This window comes from Streptomyces atratus (genome assembly GCF_900119365.1).
GTDB classification, from domain to species: Bacteria; Actinomycetota; Actinomycetes; order Streptomycetales; family Streptomycetaceae; genus Streptomyces; species Streptomyces atratus_B.
Genome location: NZ_FPJO01000039.1, coordinates 1 through 22,553, shown reverse-complemented (window position 1 = coordinate 22,553; position 22,553 = coordinate 1). Strand labels below are relative to the sequence as shown.

23 protein-coding genes and 5 pseudogenes are annotated in these 22,553 nt (G+C 67.8%); 14 read left to right on the top strand and 14 right to left on the bottom strand.

The window, feature by feature from the left end; genetic code table 11:
• Positions 1–139: 139 nt before the first annotated feature.
• Both BT364_RS35305 and BT364_RS43625 read right to left on the bottom strand, forming a co-directional pair.
• Positions 140–1,063, bottom strand: a complete 924-nt coding sequence (locus BT364_RS35305; protein ID WP_072489293.1) for a GNAT family N-acetyltransferase — start codon at positions 1,061–1,063, stop codon at positions 140–142.
• 426 nt (positions 1,064–1,489) lie between these two features.
• Complete coding sequence (locus tag BT364_RS43625) at positions 1,490–1,789, bottom strand: hypothetical protein (protein WP_256260367.1); 300 nt, start codon at positions 1,787–1,789, stop codon at positions 1,490–1,492.
• Positions 1,790–2,214: 425 nt separating this feature from the next.
• Between BT364_RS43625 and BT364_RS35295 the strand changes: the two genes are divergently transcribed.
• On the top strand, positions 2,215–3,006 hold the full coding sequence (locus BT364_RS35295; RefSeq protein ID WP_072489275.1) for a DUF2785 domain-containing protein: 792 nt from the start codon (positions 2,215–2,217) through the stop codon (positions 3,004–3,006).
• Positions 3,007–3,237: 231 nt separating this feature from the next.
• Here BT364_RS35295 and BT364_RS43620 read toward each other — a convergent pair whose 3' ends face one another.
• Positions 3,238–3,507 carry a hypothetical protein gene (locus BT364_RS43620; RefSeq protein WP_256260360.1) on the bottom strand — a complete coding sequence of 90 codons (270 nt, stop codon included), beginning with the start codon at positions 3,505–3,507 and terminating at the stop codon, positions 3,238–3,240.
• A gap of 133 nt (positions 3,508–3,640) precedes the next feature.
• Here BT364_RS43620 and BT364_RS35285 point away from each other — a divergent pair, with 133 nt between their 5' ends.
• Positions 3,641–4,876, top strand: a complete 1,236-nt coding sequence (locus tag BT364_RS35285; protein ID WP_072489273.1) for an MFS transporter — start codon at positions 3,641–3,643, stop codon at positions 4,874–4,876.
• Between the two features lie 159 nt (positions 4,877–5,035).
• Here BT364_RS35285 and BT364_RS35280 read toward each other — a convergent pair whose 3' ends face one another.
• Together BT364_RS35280 and BT364_RS35275 are read right to left on the bottom strand one after the other, a co-directional pair.
• Positions 5,036–5,176 (bottom strand): hypothetical protein, encoded by a 141-nt coding sequence (locus BT364_RS35280; RefSeq protein WP_371268687.1) that lies wholly within the window; start codon positions 5,174–5,176, stop codon positions 5,036–5,038.
• A 125-nt stretch (positions 5,177–5,301) separates the two neighbouring features.
• Positions 5,302–6,000, bottom strand: coding sequence for a MerR family transcriptional regulator (locus BT364_RS35275; RefSeq protein WP_072489292.1), 699 nt, complete (start codon positions 5,998–6,000; stop codon positions 5,302–5,304).
• Positions 6,001–6,087: 87 nt separating this feature from the next.
• Here BT364_RS35275 and BT364_RS35270 point away from each other — a divergent pair, with 87 nt between their 5' ends.
• Positions 6,088–6,549, top strand: coding sequence for a DUF6194 family protein (locus BT364_RS35270; protein ID WP_072489271.1), 462 nt, complete (start codon positions 6,088–6,090; stop codon positions 6,547–6,549).
• Between the two features lie 369 nt (positions 6,550–6,918).
• On the opposite strand, the pseudogene BT364_RS43615 reads toward BT364_RS35270, so the two are convergent.
• The 3 genes and pseudogenes from BT364_RS43615 to BT364_RS35255 form a co-directional block, all read right to left on the bottom strand.
• Positions 6,919–7,650 (bottom strand): annotated as a pseudogene (locus tag BT364_RS43615) (tyrosine-type recombinase/integrase); the annotation flags it as partial.
• 256 nt (positions 7,651–7,906) lie between these two features.
• Positions 7,907–9,601, bottom strand: coding sequence for a tyrosine-type recombinase/integrase (locus tag BT364_RS43610; RefSeq protein ID WP_256260364.1), 1,695 nt, complete (start codon positions 9,599–9,601; stop codon positions 7,907–7,909).
• A 556-nt stretch (positions 9,602–10,157) separates the two neighbouring features.
• A complete protein-coding gene (locus tag BT364_RS35255) occupies positions 10,158–10,388 on the bottom strand; it encodes a Tn3 family transposase (RefSeq protein WP_256260359.1) in 231 nt (76 codons plus the stop codon).
• A 508-nt stretch (positions 10,389–10,896) separates the two neighbouring features.
• Between BT364_RS35255 and BT364_RS35250 the strand changes: the two genes are divergently transcribed.
• Entirely contained in the window at positions 10,897–11,250 is a 354-nt protein-coding gene (locus tag BT364_RS35250) for a sigma factor-like helix-turn-helix DNA-binding protein (protein WP_072489270.1), read from the top strand.
• A 327-nt stretch (positions 11,251–11,577) separates the two neighbouring features.
• Here BT364_RS35250 and BT364_RS35245 read toward each other — a convergent pair whose 3' ends face one another.
• Positions 11,578–12,273: a hypothetical protein gene (locus tag BT364_RS35245; protein ID WP_072489269.1), complete on the bottom strand. Its 696-nt coding sequence runs from the start codon at positions 12,271–12,273 to the stop codon at positions 11,578–11,580.
• Between the two features lie 508 nt (positions 12,274–12,781).
• On the opposite strand from BT364_RS35245, the gene BT364_RS35240 reads away from it, so the two are divergent.
• The 3 genes from BT364_RS35240 to BT364_RS35230 all read left to right on the top strand — a co-directional run bounded on the left by BT364_RS35240 (position 12,782) and on the right by BT364_RS35230 (position 14,839).
• Positions 12,782–13,189 carry a Uma2 family endonuclease gene (locus BT364_RS35240; RefSeq protein ID WP_256260358.1) on the top strand — a complete coding sequence of 136 codons (408 nt, stop codon included), beginning with the start codon at positions 12,782–12,784 and terminating at the stop codon, positions 13,187–13,189.
• Positions 13,190–13,431: 242 nt separating this feature from the next.
• Entirely contained in the window at positions 13,432–14,043 is a 612-nt protein-coding gene (locus BT364_RS35235) for a DUF4158 domain-containing protein (protein WP_079179807.1), read from the top strand.
• A gap of 316 nt (positions 14,044–14,359) precedes the next feature.
• Complete coding sequence (locus BT364_RS35230) at positions 14,360–14,839, top strand: recombinase family protein (protein ID WP_072489267.1); 480 nt, start codon at positions 14,360–14,362, stop codon at positions 14,837–14,839.
• Between the two features lie 3 nt (positions 14,840–14,842).
• Here BT364_RS35230 and BT364_RS35225 read toward each other — a convergent pair whose 3' ends face one another.
• Positions 14,843–15,469: a TetR/AcrR family transcriptional regulator gene (locus BT364_RS35225; protein WP_072489266.1), complete on the bottom strand. Its 627-nt coding sequence runs from the start codon at positions 15,467–15,469 to the stop codon at positions 14,843–14,845.
• Positions 15,470–15,538: 69 nt separating this feature from the next.
• Between BT364_RS35225 and BT364_RS35220 the strand changes: the two genes are divergently transcribed.
• A complete protein-coding gene (locus BT364_RS35220; protein WP_072489265.1) occupies positions 15,539–16,432 on the top strand; it encodes an NADP-dependent oxidoreductase in 894 nt (297 codons plus the stop codon).
• A 156-nt stretch (positions 16,433–16,588) separates the two neighbouring features.
• On the opposite strand, the pseudogene BT364_RS40585 reads toward BT364_RS35220, so the two are convergent.
• Together BT364_RS40585 and BT364_RS35210 are read right to left on the bottom strand one after the other, a co-directional pair.
• A pseudogene (locus tag BT364_RS40585) lies at positions 16,589–16,699 on the bottom strand (IS5/IS1182 family transposase); the annotation flags it as partial.
• 194 nt (positions 16,700–16,893) lie between these two features.
• A complete protein-coding gene (locus BT364_RS35210; protein ID WP_072489264.1) occupies positions 16,894–18,231 on the bottom strand; it encodes an aminotransferase-like domain-containing protein in 1,338 nt (445 codons plus the stop codon).
• 88 nt (positions 18,232–18,319) lie between these two features.
• Here BT364_RS35210 and BT364_RS35205 point away from each other — a divergent pair, with 88 nt between their 5' ends.
• The 3 genes and pseudogenes from BT364_RS35205 (at position 18,320) to BT364_RS35195 (ending at position 20,181) form a co-directional block, all read left to right on the top strand.
• On the top strand, positions 18,320–18,943 hold the full coding sequence (locus tag BT364_RS35205; RefSeq protein ID WP_072489263.1) for a DJ-1/PfpI family protein: 624 nt from the start codon (positions 18,320–18,322) through the stop codon (positions 18,941–18,943).
• Between the two features lie 246 nt (positions 18,944–19,189).
• Positions 19,190–19,644, top strand: a pseudogene (locus BT364_RS35200) (transposase family protein); the annotation flags it as partial.
• A gap of 27 nt (positions 19,645–19,671) precedes the next feature.
• Positions 19,672–20,181 (top strand): recombinase family protein, encoded by a 510-nt coding sequence (locus BT364_RS35195; protein ID WP_256260363.1) that lies wholly within the window; start codon positions 19,672–19,674, stop codon positions 20,179–20,181.
• Positions 20,182–20,297: 116 nt separating this feature from the next.
• Here BT364_RS35195 and BT364_RS35190 read toward each other — a convergent pair whose 3' ends face one another.
• Positions 20,298–20,747, bottom strand: coding sequence for a winged helix-turn-helix transcriptional regulator (locus tag BT364_RS35190; protein ID WP_072489262.1), 450 nt, complete (start codon positions 20,745–20,747; stop codon positions 20,298–20,300).
• A gap of 121 nt (positions 20,748–20,868) precedes the next feature.
• On the opposite strand from BT364_RS35190, the pseudogene BT364_RS44465 reads away from it, so the two are divergent.
• The 3 genes and pseudogenes from BT364_RS44465 to BT364_RS35180 all read left to right on the top strand — a co-directional run.
• Positions 20,869–21,153 (top strand): annotated as a pseudogene (locus BT364_RS44465) (alcohol dehydrogenase catalytic domain-containing protein); the annotation flags it as partial.
• A 59-nt stretch (positions 21,154–21,212) separates the two neighbouring features.
• Complete coding sequence (locus BT364_RS42395; protein ID WP_218172478.1) at positions 21,213–21,377, top strand: hypothetical protein; 165 nt, start codon at positions 21,213–21,215, stop codon at positions 21,375–21,377.
• Between the two features lie 326 nt (positions 21,378–21,703).
• The gene (locus tag BT364_RS35180; RefSeq protein ID WP_072489261.1) at positions 21,704–22,096 is read left to right on the top strand and encodes a DUF4267 domain-containing protein; all 393 of its coding nucleotides are present in this window, start codon (positions 21,704–21,706) and stop codon (positions 22,094–22,096) included.
• Between the two features lie 167 nt (positions 22,097–22,263).
• Here BT364_RS35180 and BT364_RS42390 read toward each other — a convergent pair.
• Positions 22,264–22,553: pseudogene (locus tag BT364_RS42390) on the bottom strand (NF041680 family putative transposase); the annotation flags it as partial.

The window sequence follows — 22,553 nt, the reverse complement described above, 5'->3', positions numbered from 1 at the left end:
GGCAGCCGAGATTTGACGCCGCGTTCGCGACGATGGGGGCAGTGCGTGTTGCATTCCAGCCTTGCTGGTGTGATGCAGTTCACTCTGTCGATCGCGGGCGAGTGCGCGGGACGCCGTTGCGGGAGCCCCGCGCCCTCGGTCAGCTCCAGATCATGCAGATCCGGCGTGCGAAGTTGACGTATCCGATGCGCTGGAAGGCGTTCGCCATGGGGGTGTTGCCGAGATCCGTGGCAGCTCGGATGCGGGGGACATCCTGCGCGCTGAGGATCCGGGTGCCTTCGGCAAGGATCTCGTCGATGTAGCCGTTGCCCCGATGTTCGGGGAGTACGGCGAGGTAGCCGATGACGGGGTTGTAGTCGTTGCGGGCTGGGGTGACGAACCCCACCGGCTCGCCGTCCGGCAGTGTCGCGATCCGCCACCAGTCCTGCGGGCTCCGGAAGTGCGCGAGCTCCTCCTCATAGTGTCTGGCCGCCGCTTCGCGGGGGGACATCCGGGTCAGGTCGTCCCTGCTGTGCGCGTCCAGCGTTCCGTCCAGGATCCGAGTCATCAGGGAGAGGATTTCCTCGGTGTCGCGGACCGGCCGGAACGCCAGGCGCCCCTTCGGCTCGGGGAGTGGCGTCTCGGGACGCCACTCCAGAAGCAGCCGTTCGACGAACTGGCGGGCGCCGGTCCGTTCCAGGGCGAGCATGCGGTCCTCGACGATGCGCCCGGTCACTCCGCCCTCGCGCCAATCGGGTGGGACGGCTCGGTTGTACTCGGGTGGACGGGCGTCGGCTGGGACCACTGCGGCCGTGGCAGCCCGCAGCAGCCGCACGCCGATGTCCACGCGATCGCGATCCGCGCTGCTGTCGTCGATGTCGAAAATATCCAAAAGGAATGGTGTGTCGTCTCCGGCCCGACCCCACCATGCGACCCTGGCCAGTAGGCGCTCGCCGCGCAGGGCGACCCACATCCATTCCGGACGTCGGCGGCCGGCGGCAAGGTCGTCCGCCAATTCCTCGTTGAGGGTGTAAGGCAGTTGGGAGAAGAGGTCTAGTTCTTCACGTCCGGTGATCGGACGCATGGTCAGGTCGTTCTGTTTCACGGTCAAGGCACGCTCCGGTGAAGGCGCCCGTCCGCTCCGAGGTCAGATGTGGTCCGCACCCCGGGAGGACACAAGCGCGGTGATCATGGGGATCATGGGCTTATCCCTCCTCTCGCTGTCGTGGCCCTCACTCTCGTGGTGGGGGTTCCGCCGTAAGGTCTAGCCAAGCGCCACCCCGTCCGCAAGCCCTTTTCGATCGCCCCGCGTCCGACAGTGCCCAGTGCATCCCGGTGTGTCAGCTGCACGTTCCGATCACTGTGGTTCGCGGTGCGGGAAGGCGGCTCACGCGGCTTGTGCCGAGGGCGGCTTCACGGAGTCGGACGATCTCTTCATGCTGGGCGGCGAGCCGCGCCAGGGCCTGGGCACGGAAGTCCATAAGCTCGTTGATCGTCTGCTCGGATCGGGTCAGCCGTTCCCTGAGCCTGCCTTGAGTCGGACGATCTGAGCTTCACGGGGGTCGGGGATGTCTCCGGTCTGCTGCAGGGCCTGGCGGCGACGCTCGAACTCGGCACGGAGCTGGGAGTAGGGACGGGTGCCATAGAAGGCCGTGCGGGTGAACGGGCCGCCGCCGTTCTTCACCGCCAGCAGGCACGAACCGCCCTCCGGGCCGACCAGTCGACGGCGTTCTGCCGGGGCCAGCGATGCCCAGGACCGCCGGTCGGCTGCCGCACGAACGGTCAACGCCTTCCCGGTCGGCAGCTGCACAACGTCGGCACCACTTCCCCCTTGCCGCAGATATCAGGGCCGCTTCACGTACGGCGGCCCGGAGAACGTCACCGCAGGTCACGGATCAAGCTACCGCAGATATTGGGGTGTTGCCTGTGGGACGACTTCAGACCCGTCCCGGAGTCGACGCACCGTCGCCCACCAGGGCCGACAGATCCTTAGCGCCAGTTTTCGTTCCGATGTTCCGACCGCCGCGTGACCAGCGGTCTGGCTTCGGCTGGTCACCGACCAGCGGCGATGGCGCGCTAAACCGAGCCGCTGCGCGTCACGCTGTCCGGCTTCGGCGGGCAGCGTGATACAGACGCCAGAACTTTCGGTTCCGGTCGGGGAGTTGACGGATTGAGGTGGGTGCCTGGACATAATTCGCAGGTGTGCGGCAATGGCAAGGACCTATTCTGCCCGTCATGATCGACTGGAAGAGCGTAGAGGCCGCCGACTGTGCCGTGCCTGCCGACCGGCCCATGGACGACCTCGTCCGCGAGCTGTCCCGCGCGCTGGCGGATCCCGATCCACTGGTCCGGGACGGCGCGCCCCACACCGTCCTCGCGACCTGGATCGCCCGAGGCGTGATCGGGAGGTCCCGGCGGCTGGAGCTGGGCGACGAGATGGCCGACCGGTTCACCGACCCACGTGTCGAGGCCCGCACCTTCGCCCCACTCGTGCTCGACATGCTGGTGACCGCGGGGGACTTCAAGGCCAGCTGGGTGGACGCGTTCGAGCGCTGGTACCCGGCCGAGCGGGATCTACGCGGGCACGACGAGACGCTCGGCTGGCTGCACGCGGTGGCCCACGGTGCGGACCTGCTCGCCGGCTTCGGCTGCCACCCCGAGGTGGCGCCGGTGCGGATGCTGGACCTCGCCGCCGCGCGGCTGACGGCGCCCACCGACCACGTCTACGACCAGCTGGAGGACGACCGCCTGGCCCGGGCGATCGCCCGGGTCCTCACCCGCACCGACCTGAGCGAACGCGACACCGTCGGCTGGCTGGACCCGATCGCCGACCGCTTCGGGGCCGACCGCATCAGCCTCCCGGTGCCCGCCCACATCAGCAACTGCCTGCGCACCCTGCGCCTGCTCTACATCCTCGCCGACCGGGGCGTGCGCCCCACCAGCGAACTGCCCGCACAGCCCCTCTACCACCGCGACGCGTTCAAGTCCGCCATCGCCACCGTCCTCGACCGGATCGTCAGACGCTGACCGACCACATCCGGTCCGGCTGGGCAGGCCGGCGCGCACGCCCACCGCAGACAATGAGGCTGGCACTGGTCGCGCACACCGGCCACCTCCTCAAGGAGAGCGGCGGGACGCGGAGCCGTACGCCGCTGGCGATCACACAAGGTAACCAGTCGGTCGGTCTTAATACGAGAGCCCACCAGTATCAGCCCCGGACACCAGGGAGCAAGTAACTCACCGGTAGGTTCCGGGGGCTCAACCTTTGCGTCGGGTGGCGGGGTCGCGTTCCGCGACGTGCCGGGCGACCGCGTCGACGCCGGGGCGGGCGTACCGCTCCAGGGAGCGGACGGAGGCGTGCCGGGAGCGGGCCAGCGGCATCGGGGTGGAGGTGCCGCCCTCCGCATCGTGGGTGAGCGTGGAGTGCCGTAGCCGGTGCAGGGTCCAGCTGTCCAGGCGGAGATCACGGTAGGGGTCTGCCGCAGTAGAACCGGCATTTGCTGCGGCAGATGAAAGCGCGCCACCCACCTGCACCTCAACGCCTCCGCACAGATATGCCGGGCAGCCGCAACCCCACTTATTGCAACCGTCTTGCTATTGCAAGTAATAAGCAGAAAGCTGGGTCAGTCCTTACTGCCGAACCAGAAGGCGGAGCCCCGTCATGCCCAAACTGATGCCGGATTCCGGCCCACAGCGCGTCATCGCCGCCTCGAACTTTGTCTACACCGTCGGCAGCGGCCTCTATCTGACCGCTGGAGTCCTGTACTTCACCGAGGCAGTCCACCTTCCGGCAACCCAGGTGGGCCTCGGACTCGGCATCGCCGGTGTCGTCTCGCTGGCCGTGGGCATCGCTGTCGGTCATCTCGCCGACCGGCACGGAGCACGCGGCGTCTACGCGATCACCCTCGTCGTCCAAGCGCTGGCCACTGCCGGCTTTGTACTGGCAGACAGCTTCTGGCCGTTCGTCATCGCGATAGGCACCGCCACCGGCGCCAAAGCAGCCGGATTAGCCGCACGGAGTCCGCTCATCAGGCACTACGGAGGGGACCGACCGCAGGAATTCCGCGCCTATCTCCGCGCCGTGACCAACGTAGGCATCTCCCTCGGCGCCCTGCTGGCGGGCTGGGCCGTCCAGGTGGGCACCCTCCCCGCCTACCAACTCCTGGTCATCGGCAACGCGGTTGCCTTCGCAGCTTCCGCAGCGATCCTGATCTACCTGCCGCCGGTCAAACCTGTCCCCACCGCCGGCGGCCCCCGCTGGATCGCCCTGCGGGACCGCCCCTACCTCCTGCTCACCGCTCTCGACGGCATCATGGCCGTCCAGTTCAAGGTGCTCACGGTGGCCATCCCGCTCTGGCTGGTCACGGCCACCACCGCCCCGCGCTGGCTCATCTCGGGCACCATGCTCATCAACACCGTCATCGTCATTGCGTTGCAGATACGAGCCAGCCGCAGCATCGATTCCCCAGCGGCCGGCGGAGCCGCTTACCGCCGAGCGGGCGTGGCCTTCCTCGTCTCCTGCTCACTGATCTCCCTGTCTGCGGGGATACCGGCGTGGGCCGCTGCCACGCTTCTCATGACCGCGATGGTGATCCACACGATCGGCGAGCTGTGGCACTCCGCCGCAGGCTTCGAAGTGTCCTTCGCCCTTGCCCCACAGCATGCCACCGGCCAGTACCTCGGAGTGTTTGGCCTGGGCGCCGGACTGGCTGAAGCCCTCGGGCCGACCCTGCTCATCTCACTCTGCATCGCCTGGGGCCGCCCCGGGTGGTACGTCGTAGGAGCGCTGTTTACCCTGACGGGCCTGGCAGTACCACTCGCCGTCCGCTGGGCACAACGCCACCAACACGCTCAGCAGACACACCCAGGAGTCGCGTGGAAGGAAGCAGCCGCCTGAAGGGTTCCCGAGGACGTAGAACGTCCCCGACTGCCGCAGGGCTGGCGCAGGGCTGGCGGCAGGGGTCCGGTCGACGGTCCTGAGGTTGGAAAGGCTCATCAGGGCAGAAGGCGAGACGACTGGGTTCGCTGAGTAAACACCTCGATTGGATGCGAGCGGTCAGCGCGCTGTCGCGGCGCTGGCTTCGGCGAAGCGCGGACGCGGCAGCCCGCTGACCGGCAGCCCCAGGTCAAGCCGCTTGTCCATGTCGAGACGGAAGGTGCCGTACGGGTTGATGTTCGACCAGAACAATGCCGTCATCCCCCTCCGATCCTCGTCCGACAGCTTCTTCGCCCATGCCGGTTCGGCGAGTACCTGCTGGAGCAGCAGGGTGTTGACGTGTTCTCTGAACTAGCTGTTGCGGGACGGACGTTGTTGACGGGACCTCACGTCTGAGTTGCGGCAGCGAGGACGGCAGTGAGCGCGGCGGTAGCGTCGAGGAGCGCATGGGAGCGAACCGCGATGCTCGCGTCTCGGGCCGCCAGCGCGGCTCGGACGTCTTCCCATCGGTGCCCGTGCCGAAGGCCCGGCATCAGGGCCCGGAGTGGGTCGATGCGGTGCCCGGCGCTGCGTAGCTGGTGGACGATCCGGGCATCCCGAGCTTGAGCCGGTGAGTATCGTCGCGTTCCTCGTGGGGGGACCCGGTCGGGAACAACGAGCCCCTCGGCGTCCCAGTGCCGCAATGTCGATGGGCGCACTCCGAGCGCGGCGGCGAGTTCGGAGACGCCCATCGAGTCCGATAGGCGTACGTCTTCGATGGGCTCGGCAGAGATCGCCTCTGCCGCCTCCTTGGCAAGCTTGAGGTCCGTACGCTCCCGGTCGAGTCGGGCGTGTGCCGCGTCGAGAAGTGCAAGTACCTCCGAGGTCGGGCACTGATGTACAGCACGAACAATCCGCTTGGCCTCAATCGGACCCGTGCCGAATGCGAGGGCTCGGTAGGACAGCGCGGAATGTAAGTGAATCTCTCCGTAGATCCGGTAGCCCGCAGCTGTGCGCGTCGCCAGCGGCAGCACACCGTCGCGCTCGAGATTGCGCACCTGCTGAACTGAGTATCCGGCACGTCGCGCGACGTCGACTGTGCGCATGGCCGACGACTTGAGAGTTGGCACCCGTTCCCCCCTTGCCTTTCGGCTCAAAGTCTCCACAAGCACCTTAATGAAACGCTTGAGCACATGACCATCGACGAAATCATCGACTTCATGCAGGACCTCGATGGAGTCCTGGCCATCAGGCCGGGACTCGACGACGGCTCACCAGAGATCAGTTGGGGGGATACGTTCTTCTACTACTCTCCTGACGGTGTCGCGCCGAAAACGACTCAACCGTTCGCGACGATCGTGACGAAGAACTACCCAGGCGACGAGAGATCGCGCCTGGACCGCCCGGATACGTTCCGCGTCAATATCGCCGCTGGGAAGGAAGCCTTCGTCGACCGGACCGGCCACGCGCCGCGCGAACCAGCCATCGACGACGACCCCAGCGTCACCGATGCCGTGATGGCACACCCCGTCTACGGCTCCGTTGGCTGGCTCGCGGTGGTGAATCCGGGCCGACGGACCGATACGGCAACCTGCGAGCTGCTCCGCAATGCCTATCACCTCGCACGTTCGCGCCATGAGCGACGTACTGGGTGATGGCCGGGCGCGTTCTCTGATCTTCACTATGACCCGGTTCAGGCCCTTGGCCGCTCGCTTGCGGCGACCGTGCGGCAGGCGACTTCGCGGAAGGTCGGCAGGCCGAGATCGACAGTGAACCGCTCGTCGACCTGGGCGAGCTTCTGCTCCGCTCCGGCGAGGCTGACGTTGAGACCCTCGACCTCGCCGCGCCAGCCCTCGCGTTCGGCTTCCGCTATTCGGTCGAGCAGGTTGTCGCGGATCTGCACGATCCGGTCGCGTTGGGCGGCGCCGGGCGATGAACGCCCGGTGGCCGTTGATGACCTCCTCGGGGTAGACCGCCTTGTATCCCATGGTGGTGTTGATGTCGCGGTGACCTACCACAAGTTGGGCGATGTGAGGCGGCATCCCGTTCATGATCGCGTCCGTGATGAACAGCCTTCGGAAGTCGTGGGGGCTGAAGGTCAGCGGTCGGTTGCTGGCGTCGGTGAGTCCGGTGCGGGAAAGCGCGTCGTTGAGCAGGTCTCTGATCCCGGCGGCAGGGATCGGCCGGTTCTCCACGCCGATGTGGCGCTGGAACAGCAGCGGCATCGGCGGGTTCCAGACACGTTCGTGGGTGTCGTAGGAGACGACGAGGGGGACGGCGCCGTTCGCGTCGCGCACGCGGCTGATGATCGTGCTGAGCACGTCGGCGAGCTCCGGGGAGATGACGAGCAAGCGCTCGGCATCGGTCTTGGACGGGGCGATGTGCAGGAGCGGGATGAGCTCGCCGGTGTTGGGCAGCCGGTATTGGACGAGGCTGTGGTGGGAGAGCTCGGTCAGCTCTTCGACGCGGATTCCGGTGTGCCGCAGGACCTCGACGGTCGCCCAGGACCAGAACGCCCGATGCTCCTCCAGCGTGAGGTCATGGCGTCGCCCGGTCGCGGGGGCCTGGGCCCAGACCTTGGCCGTGGGGTTCTTGGTGACCGGCCGGTGCCAGTGCTGGCCGGCTGCGGTGAAGTCAGCTCCCGGAGTGGTGTTCTGTGCGGTCTCCAGCCGCTCGGCGGCCTGTCGGCGTTCAGCGTCGACTGTCCGCACCAGGAGTGGGAGGACGGGTAGCCGCTCGCGTGTGCGCTGATCCATGCGCGACTTGCGGCCGGACTGTTCTTTCTTGCGGGACATCTCCTCCTCGCGGATGGGACAGGGCGCCGCCCAGACGCCCCAGCGCGCGGGATCGTCCATGGCCCACTGTGCGACGTCGAGGTAGAAGGCCCGCACGGCAGCCAGGTGGTTCATGCCGCGGTCGGCGCGCGGAACCTGTGTCTCGACAATGTCGCCGTCGGCCGTCTTGCTGCGGGCCGTCTTCATCGCGACCCGCTGTTTCCATGCTGCGGCGACGTCAGGTGCCAGGCGCAGGGAGTCGATCCCGGGGTGGTGGTCCTCCAGGTCCCTCCAGAACAGCTTGCCTAGGCCGAAGGCCACCGCTCGCAGCGAGGTGTAGTCGAGCGAGAGAGCGCGTTCGCGCAGGTAGTCGACCAGCAGGTCCCGGATCGGCCGGCAGGCGATGCCGTAGCGGTCGATCATCTGCTCGATGCTGATCTGCCCCTGGTTCTTGGGGTTGAAGACCCGGACCGTCGCCGGGGCCGCCTCCGGGAAGACCCCGGTGGCGTGCAGCAGCCGGTAGAAGTACACGCTCGTGTCGACCTTGCGGCTGCCCATGCTGAGCAGGAGGTCCGCCAGTTCCAGGCAGTCCCCGACGGTGATGTCGCGGACCGTGCCGCCCTTGGCGGCCATGATGGTGGCGATCCGCCGCAGTGCGCCGTCCTTGGTGTGGGTGTTGGCAGGGTCGGTCCGGCAGACAGCCGCCAGGGCGGCGAATCCGTGCGGGTCGCGACTGCGAGCCATCTCGGCGGTCAGGATCTGCACCGTGCCCGGAGTCAGTAACCACGCCAGACTGGGCCGGATGACATCGCCGCTGATCAGCGTCAGCATGCCGCTGCCCAGGATGTCGAAATCGGTTTTCGGGTTCTGGTAGGACCAGCCGGTGGACTGGAGCCAGGTGATCGCCATGTGCCGCCAGGCGATGTTGCCGGCCGGGTCCGCGCCGCTGGCGTTCCAGCGGTCCTGCCAGGTATGTCCGGGAAACCGCTCCAGCCACGCCAGAGTCTTGGTCAGACCGGTCCTGCGCTTGGACTGGGAGGCCGAGGATGTCAGAACAAACGGCGGCGCGAGCAGTCGTTCCATCGCCTGTTCGCGTGACTGCCCGGTGGCCTTCCAGCGCTGTTCGGGACCGCGGGGCGGGAAGCTCTTCAGCATCGCCGCCACCTCCGGGCTGGGCTGCCGCGGTGCGGAGCGTGCCGTGGTCAGCACCTGCGTGGTCACGCGGTTCCCCCCCGAACAGGATGTTCAGTGCTTCCGGCCGATACGACAGCGCCGACGGCCCGTCCGTCGGTACCGTTGTCGCCGCGTAGGCGGCTGCTGACCGGCGGGCATGGTGCGCGAGCACTCCCGCGATCACGTCCTCGGTGAGTGGCGTCAGGTAAAGCTGAGTCGTACTCAGATGGGCGTGGCCGAGGACCCATTGCACGTCGGCGAGCGACATGCCGGGGTCGCGGGCCATTCGGTAGGCCGCGGTGTGCCGCAGATCGTGCAACGACCAGTTGGCCCCCAGGGCGGCGTTCGCCGGGCTGAACATCCGGTAGGCGGCGTGATAGCCGAGTTCCCGGAAGGGGCGCCGAAGCGTCCACCACAGCGGATCATCGATCCCCGTGGGCGCCAGGCCGTGCATCTGTGCCTGGTAGAGCCGCAGCCAGACGAAGGCGTCCGGCGAGGCCGGCAGCTGCTGGATCGCCCGCGTGCCTTTGCGGACCACGGTGATCAGCTGCTGGCCGGGGTCGGCGTCGCCGTAACGCCCGCCCAGCAGTTCCGAAGCCCGCGCGCCGGTGGACACCCAGAAGGCCACCAGGGCGCGGTCCCGGTGAGAGCCGAGCTGAGCGAACAGCTCGTTGAACTTCTCGTCCGGGATACTGCGCGGCACCCGCTGGACATGCCGGGGGCGATAGAGACCTGACCGCTCGTTGCGGTAGAGGTCCATCGGGTTGTGGTGGGCATGGGCCCGGCCACCACGTCGGGCCAGCGGGAACGGATTGACCATCGGCCCCGACCCGGCATCGCTGTGGAAGTCGTAGAAACCGCGCAGCACGCTCTCGCTGTGGCCGCGGGTGGTCGGCGCGTACGTGCGGCCCGGCCCTGCCTTCCCCGTCACCGGGTTCAGGACCGCCGACGTGGCAGAAGCGCCGACCTGTCTCGGCTTGTCGCTGATCTGGATCCAGCGGGAGAAGTCCCGTGCCTCCTCCCGGGTCGCTTGATCCCAGGGCGTCCGGACCGCCCACAGAAAGCGGAACCAGCGCAGCAGGTCCATCCCGTACGACCGTTGCGTAGTCGCGGGCCGTCCGATCCCTTGCAGGTCCTTCAGATACACCGCGACCGGCTCGACGACCACCCCGGCCGGATCAAGCAGCCGGTACGGCTCCCACACATCGCCGGTCTCCGGGAGCGACCCGACCCGCGGTACGACCGACGAGCGCAGATCCCGACCTTGTCCATGTCTCTCGATCACGGGGCGGGACCATAGTCACCCGCTTCGCGGACTATCCGCTGAACTGGGCAAACTCTCCCGGTAGTTCAGTCAACAGGTAGACGAGCGCGGACTGGAGCAGGTGCAGGGCGAGCATCGAGGTCTCGGCGTGTTCCTTGGCCGGGCCGGTCAGAGCGCCGTCCTTGCCGTAGTGGAGGACCGTGTTGGCGCTGTTCCAGTTCTCCACGACCTGGAGCCCGCTGTGGATCTCCCGGCGCAGGCCGCGTATCGCTGTGGATCCCACGGCTCCTGAACTCCCACGGCCTACGGTGTGTGCATGAACGAACGTTCCACTGATGTGTCGAGCGAGCTCTATCCGGAGTTGGCTGTGCCAGGCGGCCTGGGAGAGGCGTTGGGCCGCGAGGCGGCTCGGCGCGGGGATGGTGGCGAGCCGATGGATCCCGTTGAGGGGTTCGATCCCGCGGTCGTCGCATGCTGCGCGCGTGGGGAGGCACGGTTCACTGTCTATGCGACCAACATCGACGAACGCGAGTTCCGTATCGAGATCTCCGGGCCCTCCGGCTGGCGGTGGGGTGCTTTCGGCAGCACCGATGACCTCGCGGTGGTTGCCGCGATTCTGCATGCCTGGCGTGATGGCGCGTCCATCGCTCAATTGCGACGCGAGTGGACGTTGCTCGCGGCGACCCCGCTGGACGCGGCACCGCCTGGAAGGGTGGTGTCGACCGTCCTTCCCGCGCCACTACTGGTGGTGGTGTTTCCAGCGAGACCGCCGACTCGCGGAACTGGGCGTGATGAACGACTGGGCCGTGGACCTGACGCCCTGGTGGACCGGCAGCTCCCCGTTCGAGGTCGAATCCGTGCTTGTGAACGCCTGGTTGAACGACTTCTTGGCGTCCCTGCCGGAGCACACACGCCACATGCTCCGCATGGTCTGCGAAGGGTACGACTACGCCGAGATCGGCGAGACGCTCGGCATCACCGCCAAGATGGTCACCGACCGGAGCCTGCGCATCCTGCGCCTGCTCTACATCCTCGCCGACCGGGGTGTGCGCCCCACCAGCGAACTGCCCGCGGAACCCCTCCACCACCGCGACGCGGTCAAGTCCGGCATCGCCACCGTCCTCGACCGGATCGTCAGACGCTGACCGACGGCACCCGGTTCGGCGCCACCAATCAGGCACCCCGCTGGCTCTTCCCCAGCCGGCCCGTCCCGGCCACCTTTCCGCGCTCATGGGCGGGATCGGTGTCCCGGTCGCAGCCGCCCGCGGTGCCGCCATCCGAACAGCGGCTCCTCGAACTGCCTTCCCCGTTGTCGCGAACGCTCTCGGCTACCACGACAGGGGCACCAACCGCCTCGTCAAGGAGACCGGCGGGACGCGGAGCCGTACGCAGCTGACGATCACACAAGGTCACCAGCCGGTTGGACTCCTCGGCGAACTGACGACAGTTGAATACGCGACCTCGCCAGTAGGCTACGCCGAACCGCCGCAGACCTCGGCGACCTCGCGGGGGTCCTCGGCCGTGAGACGCGCCTCAAGGCGCTCTACTTGGTCAGCCGGGTCGTCTCCGGAGATCGGAAGGGTCATTCTGAACTGAAGCCAGGGACGGCCTTCCCTGATCGCGGAACGGCCGGGGTGAAACAGGAAGACGTTGATCTGGTCAGGTTCCCAGTGCCAGGCTGAGACGGCTCCCAGTTCACATTCCCAGGTCGTCAGCGAGCCGGCATGCTCCCGGAGCCTTTCCTCCAGAAGCCTGGCGACTGTGCGGGCCGGCCACTCCCAGCTGTGGTCTGTCGAAGCCCGGTGGACCTCCGCTTCGTACTGGTTGACGTCGAATCGGAGCTCTGGGAGATCGACATCATCTTCATCCGGGTTGCGCCAGCCGCTCCAGATCACGTGTTGCCCTTCCCGCCTGAGGGTCACGTAGACAGCGCCGCAGCATCCTTCCGTGCACTCGGCCTCAGCAAGCCGAACCTCACGAGGGGTGTCCGTCGCGTGAAGCGGCGCATTCGGTCCCAGCAGATACCGAGGGTCATCTGCTGGGCCCTCGTCGAACACCTCGGCCAGGATGTCCCGTCCGTTGATGATCGGTCGGCATTCCACGGCGCCTTGTCGGCTTCCGAGCGGTGGCACGACGATGCGGAGGGACAGACGCGGTTCTGTGGTCATGGCTGATGGTCTCGGATTCAGCGGCAGTTGTCCTGCGTGTTTCTGCTTGGGAGGAGACGGGCGCCTCCGTCTTGGGCGGCTGAGGGTACGGGTACGTACCCGTACCCGTCACCGGCCGTGGAACCACCGCCTGCGCCACGTCCGCCACCCCGGCGGCACCGGCTGAGCACGACCGGCTCCAGGACCCCGCCCCTCGCTGTCACATCCACCCCGGCACAACGGGGCCGGGGCCCCGCGACGGCGATCCCGACCTGCTTCCGCGGGACCGACGATCACCGTCGAGCCTGCCAGGAGACACCCGGCACCGGTCCGGGTCGCACTGGCAGTGCCGTGCGGATGAGGAGGTGGAGGGAATGAGCGTTGCAACCGATTACACCGGGCCGTGGACCGTCGCCGACGTCCTCGCGCTGCCGGAGGACCGCAGTGTCCGGTACGAGCTGCTGGGGGAGTCCCTGGTGATGTCCCCCGCCCCGGCCTGCGCCACCAGCGTGCGTCCTTCCGGCTCCACGTGGCCCTGGACGCCGCGGCCCGCGCCGTCGGCGCACCGGTCGAGATCCTGGAAGCCATCAACGTGACCCTGCCGTCCGGCCTGGTGGTGCCGGACATCGTGGTCGCCGATGCCGGTGCGACCGTCGACGACGGTGTCAGCATCGACGCCGAAGCCGTCCAGCTCGTGGTCGAGCTGGTCTCACCCGGCAACAAGACGATGGACCGGAAGTTCAAGCCCATGCTCTACGCCGAGGCCGCGATCCCGCACTACTGGCGCCTGGAATTCGACCCGGCGCCCCGGCTCGTCATCACCGAGCTGGAGAACGGCCGGTACGTCGAGCAGGCAACCGCTCTGTCCGGCGAGGTCACCCGGCTCGATGCCCCGTTCCCCTTCGCGATCGACCCGGCCGGGCTCGCCCGGCAGTAGCCGGCATCCCGTAGCCACTACGGTTCGTGCCGTCTGGGCTCCGTCAGCCTCGTGGATCGGGTACTCGAGCTGCTGCCCCGTTCGGAGGGGCGGGTGTGCCTGGCCAGGCTTGTCTGTAAACAGGCCCCGTAGTCCTGGCTCGGACACCGGAGAGCAAGTAACCCGCCGGTAGCTCTCACTGGGGCAGATCTCCCGTTTCTCGTCGTCGTGCGCCTTGTTGGGCTGAACGAGCGAATCCCAGGGTGGGGCGACGAAATGGGGCGGGTGTGCGGCAGGAGTGGTCGCCGGAAGACGTGGTGGCGTGCTGGACGCTGGTGGACGGCGACTGGGACCTGGTGGCGAACAAGACCGGTCCGACCCGGCTCGGCTTTTGCCTGATGCTCAAGTTCTTCGAGATGGAGGGCCGGTTCCCGGAGTTCATCGAGGAGTTCCCGCAGCCCGCTGTCGAGTACGTCGCCGGTCTGGTGAAGGTCCCTGCGACTGAGCTTGCGAAGTACGACCTGGCGGGGGCGAAGCGGCACCGTAAGCAGATCCGGGAAACCTTGAAGTTCCGGCCTGCGACGCTGGACGACGAGGAGCGGCCAACGGCGTGGCTGGCGGTGGAGGTGTGCCCGGTAGAGCTGGTGGAGGACCGGCAGCGGGAGGCCCTGCTGGTCGAGTGCCGGGCGAGGAAGATCGAGCCGCCGGGCCGGACCCGGATCGAGAAGGTGTTCTGCGCCCGGACCATCGAGCGCCTGGGGATATCGGCGTGGCACGGCTGCTTGCACTGGTTGCGGAGGACAACGAGGACGGTGCCGACCTGCTGGCCTTGCTCAAGCGTGATCCCGGTGCGGTGGGGCTGGACTCGCTGCTGACGGAGATCACCAAGCTGAACGACGTACGCAGACTCGGGTTTCCTGAGGGGCTGTTCGCGGACTGTTCGGAGAAGCTGCTGGCCGCGTGGCGGTCGAGGGCGATCAAGATGTACCCCTCGGACTTCCGGGACACCGCCGAGGACGCCCGGATCACACTGCTCGCGGCCCTGTGCTCTTCTCGTCAGGCGGAGATCACTGACGCTAACGACCGTCTGTCGACACTCGCGCGCGTGATTGCGAACCCGCAGGTGGGCACTGTCGACAGCTCGCGTCGGAAATCAACGTCGGTGAACGGTCGTCGGGGTGGTTTCCGACAATGCTCCTTGGCTACTGCCGCACTTCGACGGCCGACCAGAACCCCGACCACCAGATCGACGCGCTTCTCCGCAACGGCGTCGACCGCGACAACATCCACGTCGACGGCGCCAGCGGCGCGAAAGCCTCCCGCCCCAAGCTCGACCTCGTCATGCAGCTGATGCGCGAGGGCGACACCTTGAAGGTCACCCGGCTCGACCGGCTCTCCCGCTCTGTCCTCCACCTGGTCACCCTCGGCGCCGACCTGCGCGAGCGCGGCATCGGCCTGCACGTCATCGAGCAGGGCATCGACACCACCACCCCCCCCAAGCTGACTCCGGACCAGGCCGAACTGACCCAGCAGCTCTACGGCGCTCGCGAGAAGACCGTCCAGCAGATTGCCGACATGCTCAACGTCCCCCGCTTCACGGTCTACGGACACCTCGACCGCGACAAGACCGTGCCCCGCCAGCCGAAGAAGACCGCCGCGGCAAAGCCCTGAAAGCTACCGGCGGGTTACTTGCTCCCTGGTGTCCGAGCTAGGAATACGGGGCCGAGAAGGGCAGGTGGCCTCCCAGGCTGCCTCGATCATCCAAAAGATCTCGTCCACCGCGGCCTCCGGTTCGGCCGCTTCACGGGCCAGCGAATAGGCGTCGATCACGAACCTCGCGATCGTCCGGCTCGCCGTTGCGGTCTGTGGCAGTTCGGGATCGGCGGCTATGGCCGTTGCCAGCGTCTCCGCGTGGCGCAGCCTCATCGACTCCTCGTACTTCCGCAGGGCGGGTGATTCGTCGATCATGCGCCAGATCGGGGCGGCGCTGTCCGCCGTGCAATGTCGCACCAGGGCCTGGATCTCACTGCGCAGCGCGGGGATGAGCGGCTCGTGCGGCGCCCGGCCGGTGACCGCCTGCGTGAGGCGTTGCTCGAAGTCTTCGTCCTGCTCGAAGACCAAGGCCTCTTTGGAGGCGAAGTGGGAGAAGAGTGTGGTGACGGCCACGTCGGCCTCAGCGGCCACTTCACGGATACCCACCGCGTCGTACCCGCGTTCCAGGAAGAGCCGCAGGGCGGTGTCAGCGATTTTTTGGCGGGTCGCGGCCTTCTTGCGCTCACGGCGCCCGGACGGCACGGTCATGCGCTAACACTATCAAGTGCGAATCTGGAGCAGCTCCAAAATGCTAACCGTTAGTGCTACGGTCGTCGCATGAAGAAAGTGAGCTTCGCCGAGTTCGGCGGTCCGGACGTTCTGCACCTCATAGATGCCGAGGAGCCCCACGCGGGCCCCGGCCAGGTACGCATCGCCGTGCGGGCGGCGGGCGTGAACCCCGTCGACTGGAGGGTCCGTGAAGGCCAGATCCTGAAGGCCCATCCGATCGAGTTGCCCGCCGGAGTCGGACTGGACGCCGCCGGGGTGGTGGACGAGGTCGGCGAGAGCGTCGAAGGGGTCGAGGTCGGCGACCACGTGTTCGGCGAAGGCTCCAGCACCTATGCCGAGTTCGCCGTGCTGTCGGCCTGGGCCCGTATGCCCGAGGGGCTGACGTTCGAAGAGGCCGCCGGATACCCCTCCGTGGTGGAGACCGCGCTGCGCATCATCCGCGAGGTCGGTGTGCAGCCTGGACAGACGCTGCTGGTCAGCGGTGCGTCCGGGGGAGTCGGATCGGCAGTGCTGCAGATCGCCCACGACCGCGGCATCACGGTGATCGGCACCGCCGGGGCCGCGAACCAGGACTATCTGCGGGGCCTGGGTGCCCTCGCCACCACGTACGGCGAGGGCTGGGTCGAGCGGGTGCGGCAGCTCGGCCATGTCGACGCAGCCCTCGATCTGGCTGGCTCGGGCGTGATCCGCGAGCTCGTTGAGCTGACCGGGGACCCGCAGCAGGTGGTCTCCATCGCCGATCTCGATGCGCCGGAGCTCGGTGTCCGGTTCTCCGGCGTGGCCGGGAGCGTGCCGGATGCGCTCGCCGAGGCCGTCGGCCTCATCTCGCGGGGAAAGCTCCACATCCCGGTCGAGAGGTCGTACACGCTCGCCGAGGCCGCGGCCTCGCACATCGACAGCCAGGCCGGTCACACACGCGGGCGCCGGGTCGTGGTCGTCTGAGCCGGTTCCTGCACAGTTGCACGGCCCGGCAAGCTGACCTTGGCGGTGGCGAGTGGCGGTGGTGAGCGCGCTGCCCGTCGCCGAGTCCGCCGGGCAGGGATGGCTGCAGGTCTTCGATCTGGTGCTCACAGCATGCGGTTCGCACAATGAGCCTTCTCAGCGTTGTCGCTCCAAAGTGAGGACGGCCGCGGCGATTGACGACATTCGATTCGGGCTGTACCGGGCCCTGCGGAAGATCCGCCACGACTTCATTCGTGCGACGGCGCGCGGCGCGAGCGGACCTGCGAAGAGTGGCACCGCGGTGTACGGCTCGTGAACGTCTCGAGCGGTCACCAGTCTGAGAACCGTGATTTCCCCATCAGTCTCGGGTCGCATGCCTACCGGTTTTCCCCTGGCTTCCAGCGCCGACGATCTTTCGCACGCTGACGCTGGTGGGCAGGAATCGGCTGATCGAGGGGGGTTCAAGCGTAGGCGTCCTCGACGGCTACTCGTCGCACTGTACGCAGTGTCGACTGGAGACTGTCCAGATCGGTCGAGCCCAGAGCGAGGCGGATCGCTTGCGGTGTGTGCACCGAGGTGGTGAACGGCTCGGCCGTGGATACCGAGATGTGCTGACGCGCGAGGGTGGCGGTCAGGCGGTCGGCGCGTGCGTCGTCGGGCAGCGGCAGCCATGTGAAGTAGGACGAGGGGTGGCTGATGAGGGGTAGGCCAGCCAGCTCTTGTCTGGCGAGCGCTTGGCGGGTCCTGGCGTCGTCTCGTTTCAGCGCTTCCAGGTGGTCCACCGTGCCGTCCTCGAGCCAGCGGCAGACGATCGCCGTGGTGAGGGCCGGGGTGTTCCAGGTGGTCGCCCGAATCGCGCGTTCGAGCGAGGGCACCGCAGAGGGCGGGGCAACGACGAAACCGACCCGGAGACCGGTGGCGACGCTCTTGGACAGTCCCGAGACGTAGACGGTGATGTCCGGCGCGATTGCAGCCAGGGGCGGTGGCGAGTCCTCCACCAGGTAAGCGTAGGAGGCGTCTTCGATGAGGAGCGGACCGTACTGTCGAGCGATCTCAATGAGGCGGGTTCGGTCAGGTGCCGGCATGACCCAGCCCAGAGGGTTGTGCAAGGTGGGCATGGTGTAGATCGCGCGCACAGGGCGCGTCGCGCACAGCTTCTCGAGGGCATCGAGATTCGGCCCGTCGGTGGTTACGGGTATGGGTTCCAGGTCGAGACGAAAGTCATGCGCGAGCACCTTGAAACCCGGGTAGGTGAGTGCGTCGACCGCGACGACGTCGCCGACGTTGAGCGCGGCCATGACAGTGATGGCCAGGCCGTGCTGCGCACCGTTGGCGATGAGGATCCGATCCGCGTCAGTGGTGATTCCTCGACACCTCAGGTGCCGCGCGATCGAGGCTCTGTCCTGGGGACGCCCTCGATGTGGCTGGTAGCGCAGCAGCGAGTCGAGATCACCAGAGGTGGCCACCTCTCGCAGTGCCTGCCGGAGGAGATCGGCTTGCCCAGGCAGCGACGGATAGTTGAAGTTGAGGTCGACCGCATCCGTGGCGACGACCTGTTGATCGATGCCGTGACCGGCGGGAACCGCGATGTCACGCACGAACGTACCGCGGCCCTGTTCCCGGCTCACCAGGCCCATCGATTCCAGCTCGGCGTACACCCGGGTCGCGGTCACCACGGCGATGCCCTCACGAGCGGCGAGCCCGCGGTGTGTCGGCAGCCGCACGCCCGCGGCGAGCCGCCCGGTCCGGATGCCGCATGCGAACGCGTCGACCAGTGTTTTGTACCGCGAAGCTGCCATGCACCGGATTGTAAGCATGACAATTTTTCGACTGTCCTGTTCGTGGGTCTTTACGGTCGAGACCCACCTACCGGGAAGGACAGCCGCCGTGCACATCGCCATCCTCACCTTCGAGGGCTACAACGAGCTCGACTCTCTGATCGCGCTCGGTGTGCTCAACCGCATCAAGACCGACGACTGGCGCGTCACCATCGCCACCCCAAGCCCCAAGGTGACGTCGATGAACGGAGTGGTCATCGAGCAGATGTCCACTCTTGAGGAGGCATGCACCGCTGACGCCGTCATCGTCGGCAGTGGCATCGCCACCCGCGAGGTCGTCGAAGACCCGGCGGTCATGAGCGTCCTGCGTCGCCTGGACCCCTCGCGCCAACTCATCGCGGCACAGTGCTCCGGCGCGCTCGTGCTGGCCAAGCTCGGCCTGCTCAACGACATCCCCGCTTGCACCGACCTGATCACCAAACCCTGGGTCGTCGCCGCCGGCGTCGAGGTACTCAACCAGCCCTTCTACGCCAAGGACAACATTGCGACCGCCGGCGGCTGCCTCGCCTCGCACTACCTCGCCGCCTGGATCATCGCCCGCCTCGAGGACAACGACGCCGCCGAAAGCGCGCTGCACTATGTCGCCCCGGTCGGCGAGAAGGAGGAATACATCGAGCGCGCCCGGCACAACATCACCCCCTACTTGCCCGCTGCCACACCGGCGCTCGCCTGAACGACGAGTCGCAGACAGTGACCGGCCAGGAAGCCGCCCCCGGCAGCCGGGCCGGTCGCTCGCGGCCCGAACCCCTCGGGCGTCATTACCTTCGACGGGAAGTCTCTGCCCTGCAACTGGCCCAGTGATTGAGCCTTTTCAGCGTGGCCGCTGATCGGGTGACGGTGTCGGTGCGCGCAACGCACGAGGCTCCCGGGCCGTTGAGTGAGGTGTTCGAAGTCTCAACTCGCTGGCACAGAAGCCACGTTGGTTCCCTATCCTGCCGCACTCGATCTGCCCCACGCCCTGGTCGAGTGGGTCACGATGCTCATCGTCACCCACGAGGGTGACCGCCGCTGCAAGCCCCCGCCACACCAACGTCCTCTCGTCGGCCTGGTGTACCTGCGCCGACACGCCCCCTCGCCCAGCTCGCCGCCGGCTTCGGCATTTCCGTCGGCACCGCCCACGCCTGCACGGCCGCGGTGATCGGCCTGCTCGTCGACCGCGCGCCCGGTCTGCTGCGTGCCCTGCGCGAAGCCGACCCCGACTACGTCATGCTGGACGGCACCCTGGCTGAATGCGACCGGTTCGGCGACGGCCGGGGCGACTACTCCCACAAACACCACCGGCACGGGGTGAACATGCAGGTGGTGACCGACCCGGCCGGACGGCTGCTGTGGATCTCGCCCGCAGCCTCGACCGCCCGGCAGTCCCTCGACGCACAGCTCGACTCCCTCGCCGAAGCCGGGGTGACGCGCGTCTTCTCGGAGAAGATCTCAACCCGCGCCACCCGGCGCCCCGAGCTGGAGGCCGCCGTGAAGCTCGCCGGGGAGATCCGCTCCTCCGGCGTCGCCGTGACCCTCGTCGTCCACGAGCACAAGCGGCTCGGCCGCGGCGTCGAACTCGCCATGCTCGCCGGGGAACTGAAGGCGAGTGATGTCGGGCTGGAGTTCCTCACCGGGGAGCTGAAGGGCTCGCACGACCCCTCCGGCATCGTGTTCACCGTGCTCGCAGCCATGTCCGGCATGGAGCGCGAGTACATCCGCGACCGCACCCTCGAAGGCCACGAGTCCGCCCGCAAGCGCGGCAAGACCATCGGCGGCGCGGGCGTGACCGACGAAGACATGCTGTCCATGGCCCTCCGTCTACGCGACCAGGAGATGAGCCTGCGCGACATCGCCAAGCGGCTCGTCATCACCACCGGCACGAAGAAGGGCCAGCACCCTTCGCCCGCCACCGTTCATGCGGATGCTGCGTGAACACGACGAGCAGGCCGCCACGGCGGCGAGCGCATGATCCCCCCGCTACTTTGCGGCTGGTGTCGGAGCCAGGACACCGGGGCCAGTTCGTCTGGCTGCAGGTTCAAACAGCAAGCTCAGTGTTCGGCTGCCGCGCGGTGGTGTTCCTCCCGGTGGGCGAGTACGTCGCTCATGTGCGCTTCGGCCCAGTCCTTGAGGCCGGCCATGACGCGGTTCAGGGACAAACCGAGGTCGGTCAGTTCGTAGGTGACAGTGACGGGCACGGTGGGCGTGACGGTACGGGTGACCAGGCCGTCGCCTTCCAGGGAGCGCAGGGTCTGGGTGAGCATCTTCTGGCTGGCGCCCGCGAGCCGGCGGGACAGTTCGGAATAGCGCATCGGCCGGGGCCCGTCTTCGTGGTCGACCCCGGGACGGTGCGGGCCATCGCTGCCGAGCGCCGCGAGGATCAACGCGACCCACTTGTCGGAGATCCGTTCGAGCAGCTGACGGCTGGGGCAGCCCGCCATGAACGCGTTGTAGCTCGTCTTCTCCTCGGCCCGCTGCTGAGCCGCTGTACGTGTCGACATTGATCGCTCCTTCGGTACCCGAGGGGGGCTTACGCACTTTCAAGTGCCTGCTTCCGCGAGGAGGTTAACGAAACCAGTATGGAGCTCGGAAACAATCACCCCACCGCAAGGGAACAAAGCCATGAGTGCTGCCACTTTCCGCACCGCCGTCGTCCGCGTCCCGAACGGGCCCGACTCGATCGAGATAATCGACGTGCCCGTCGCCGAGCCCGGCCCCGGCCAGATCCGGGTCGCCATTGCCGCGGCGACGGTCAACCCCACCGACCTCGGCGTCGCAGCGGGCTTCTTCCACGCGATCGGGCTGGTCCAGCAGCCCGAACACACTGGCCTGGGATGGGAGTTCGCCGGCGTCGTGGACGCGGCCGGGCCGGGCGTCGACCTGGCCGTCGGCACCCGGGTGGCCGGCCTGCTTGCCGGCTTCGACCGCGACTACGGCACCTACGCCGAGCAGATCGTGGTCGCAGCGTGCCGACGTCGCCCCGGCCCCCGACTGGCCGACCTCTCACCCGCACCGCCGCGGGCGAACTGCCGGCCCGCGTCTACGCGGTCGTCTCCCTGGACCAGGCCGCCGACGCCCACCGGGCCACCGCCGAGGGCGGCCTCCGCGGCCGCTACATCATCTGCCCCTGACCAGCCCGGCGCCCAGTGCGCCGCCGACCGCGATCACCGGCACCTGCCCGCCAAAAGCCTCGAACGCCGGGGGCCGGTCCCTGCTGCGCAGCCGACCCCCCGGTTCGGCCACGACATCGGCGGCATCGCCGAAACCGGCGAGCTACAGCAGCCCCCGCCATCACGACGTCGGTCGGGACAACGCCGAGACGTCCGGGGCAAGAGACGAAGTCTCAGCCCGCTCCCTGCTGTCAGTGATGCGGTTGCGTTGCCTCGCGAGGCGATGCGATGCCCGCGTCGATCCGTTCCGTTCTGCCTTGCCGTACGACACCCTCAGGAGACCCGTCATGACCACGAAGCGCCTCGCCACCGTCCTCGCCGTCCTCGGCGGCCTGTTCCTCCTCTACATCGGGGCCCTCTTCCTGCTCGCGCCGCAGACGTCGGCCGAAGGGTTCGGGCTGCCGACCTGGCCACAGGGCCAGGGGGAGGGGTTCCTGGCGGTCAAGGGCATGCGCGACATCGGCTTCGGACTGGTGATACTCGCGCTGCTGCTGGCCGGGCAGCGCAAGGCGCTCGGGCTGGCGATGGCGGCAATGGCCGTCGTCCCGGCCAGCGACATGGTGATCGTGCTGAACGAAGGAGGCCCGGCGGCGACCGCGTACGGCGTCCACGGGCTGACCGCGGCCGCGGTCGCCGTGACCGCGGGACTGCTGCTGCGCGAGCGGCCCGCAGCCGCCTGAGGTCCGCACGAAAGTGGATCTTGGTCCGGGGTGGCCGTCGTGTGCGACGGGGAATCCTGACCGAGGGTCGACGGGCTGTTCTGGAGCCGTTGTTGCCGGCCGCGCGCGAGCGCGGCCGACGACCGCGTTCGTCGTTGAACACCCGGCCCTAAGTCTGAGCTTGGCGTTTAACCTTGCTGCGCTTTGTGTTCCTTGATCGACGCGGCGCGTTTGACCGTCTTGCCGACGTCGTGGCGCTTGGCTCGGTGCTTGTTCTTCGAGCCGGGTGGCCTGCCGGGCCCTGGCCGGGACGGTTTTGGTGCGGCTGCCGGGCGGACTGTGGCCGCGTGGACGTTGCGAAACCCGCGACGGACCCGGGCGGGGGTGAGGCGGCGGGGTTCGGCGGGCCGTTCCCAGGGGCGGCGGAGGTCCTCGGCGAGGGGACGTGCGAGGCGGAGTTGGGTGTGGGCCGCGACGA

Excerpts from the sequence above, each read along its gene's own strand:
- BT364_RS35225 (WP_072489266.1), bottom strand. The coding sequence starts at position 15,469 with ATGACCGTGCCGTCCGGGCGCCGTGAGCGCAAGAAGGCCGCGACCCGC.
- BT364_RS35285 (WP_072489273.1), top strand. The coding sequence starts at position 3,641 with ATGCCCAAACTGATGCCGGATTCCGGCCCACAGCGCGTCATCGCCGCC.
- BT364_RS35305 (WP_072489293.1), bottom strand. The coding sequence starts at position 1,063 with ATGCGTCCGATCACCGGACGTGAAGAACTAGACCTCTTCTCCCAACTG.
- BT364_RS43610 (WP_256260364.1), bottom strand. The coding sequence starts at position 9,601 with ATGGACCTCTACCGCAACGAGCGGTCAGGTCTCTATCGCCCCCGGCAT.
- BT364_RS35210 (WP_072489264.1), bottom strand. The coding sequence starts at position 18,231 with ATGGCAGCTTCGCGGTACAAAACACTGGTCGACGCGTTCGCATGCGGC.
- BT364_RS35220 (WP_072489265.1), top strand. The coding sequence starts at position 15,539 with ATGAAGAAAGTGAGCTTCGCCGAGTTCGGCGGTCCGGACGTTCTGCAC.
- BT364_RS35250 (WP_072489270.1), top strand. The coding sequence starts at position 10,897 with ATGAACGACTGGGCCGTGGACCTGACGCCCTGGTGGACCGGCAGCTCC.
- BT364_RS35275 (WP_072489292.1), bottom strand. The coding sequence starts at position 6,000 with ATGCGCACAGTCGACGTCGCGCGACGTGCCGGATACTCAGTTCAGCAG.
- BT364_RS35295 (WP_072489275.1), top strand. The coding sequence starts at position 2,215 with ATGATCGACTGGAAGAGCGTAGAGGCCGCCGACTGTGCCGTGCCTGCC.
- BT364_RS35280 (WP_371268687.1), bottom strand. The coding sequence starts at position 5,176 with ATGACGGCATTGTTCTGGTCGAACATCAACCCGTACGGCACCTTCCGT.
- BT364_RS35270 (WP_072489271.1), top strand. The coding sequence starts at position 6,088 with ATGACCATCGACGAAATCATCGACTTCATGCAGGACCTCGATGGAGTC.
- BT364_RS35190 (WP_072489262.1), bottom strand. The coding sequence starts at position 20,747 with ATGTCGACACGTACAGCGGCTCAGCAGCGGGCCGAGGAGAAGACGAGC.
- BT364_RS35230 (WP_072489267.1), top strand. The coding sequence starts at position 14,360 with ATGCTCCTTGGCTACTGCCGCACTTCGACGGCCGACCAGAACCCCGAC.
- BT364_RS35180 (WP_072489261.1), top strand. The coding sequence starts at position 21,704 with ATGACCACGAAGCGCCTCGCCACCGTCCTCGCCGTCCTCGGCGGCCTG.
- BT364_RS35245 (WP_072489269.1), bottom strand. The coding sequence starts at position 12,273 with ATGACCACAGAACCGCGTCTGTCCCTCCGCATCGTCGTGCCACCGCTC.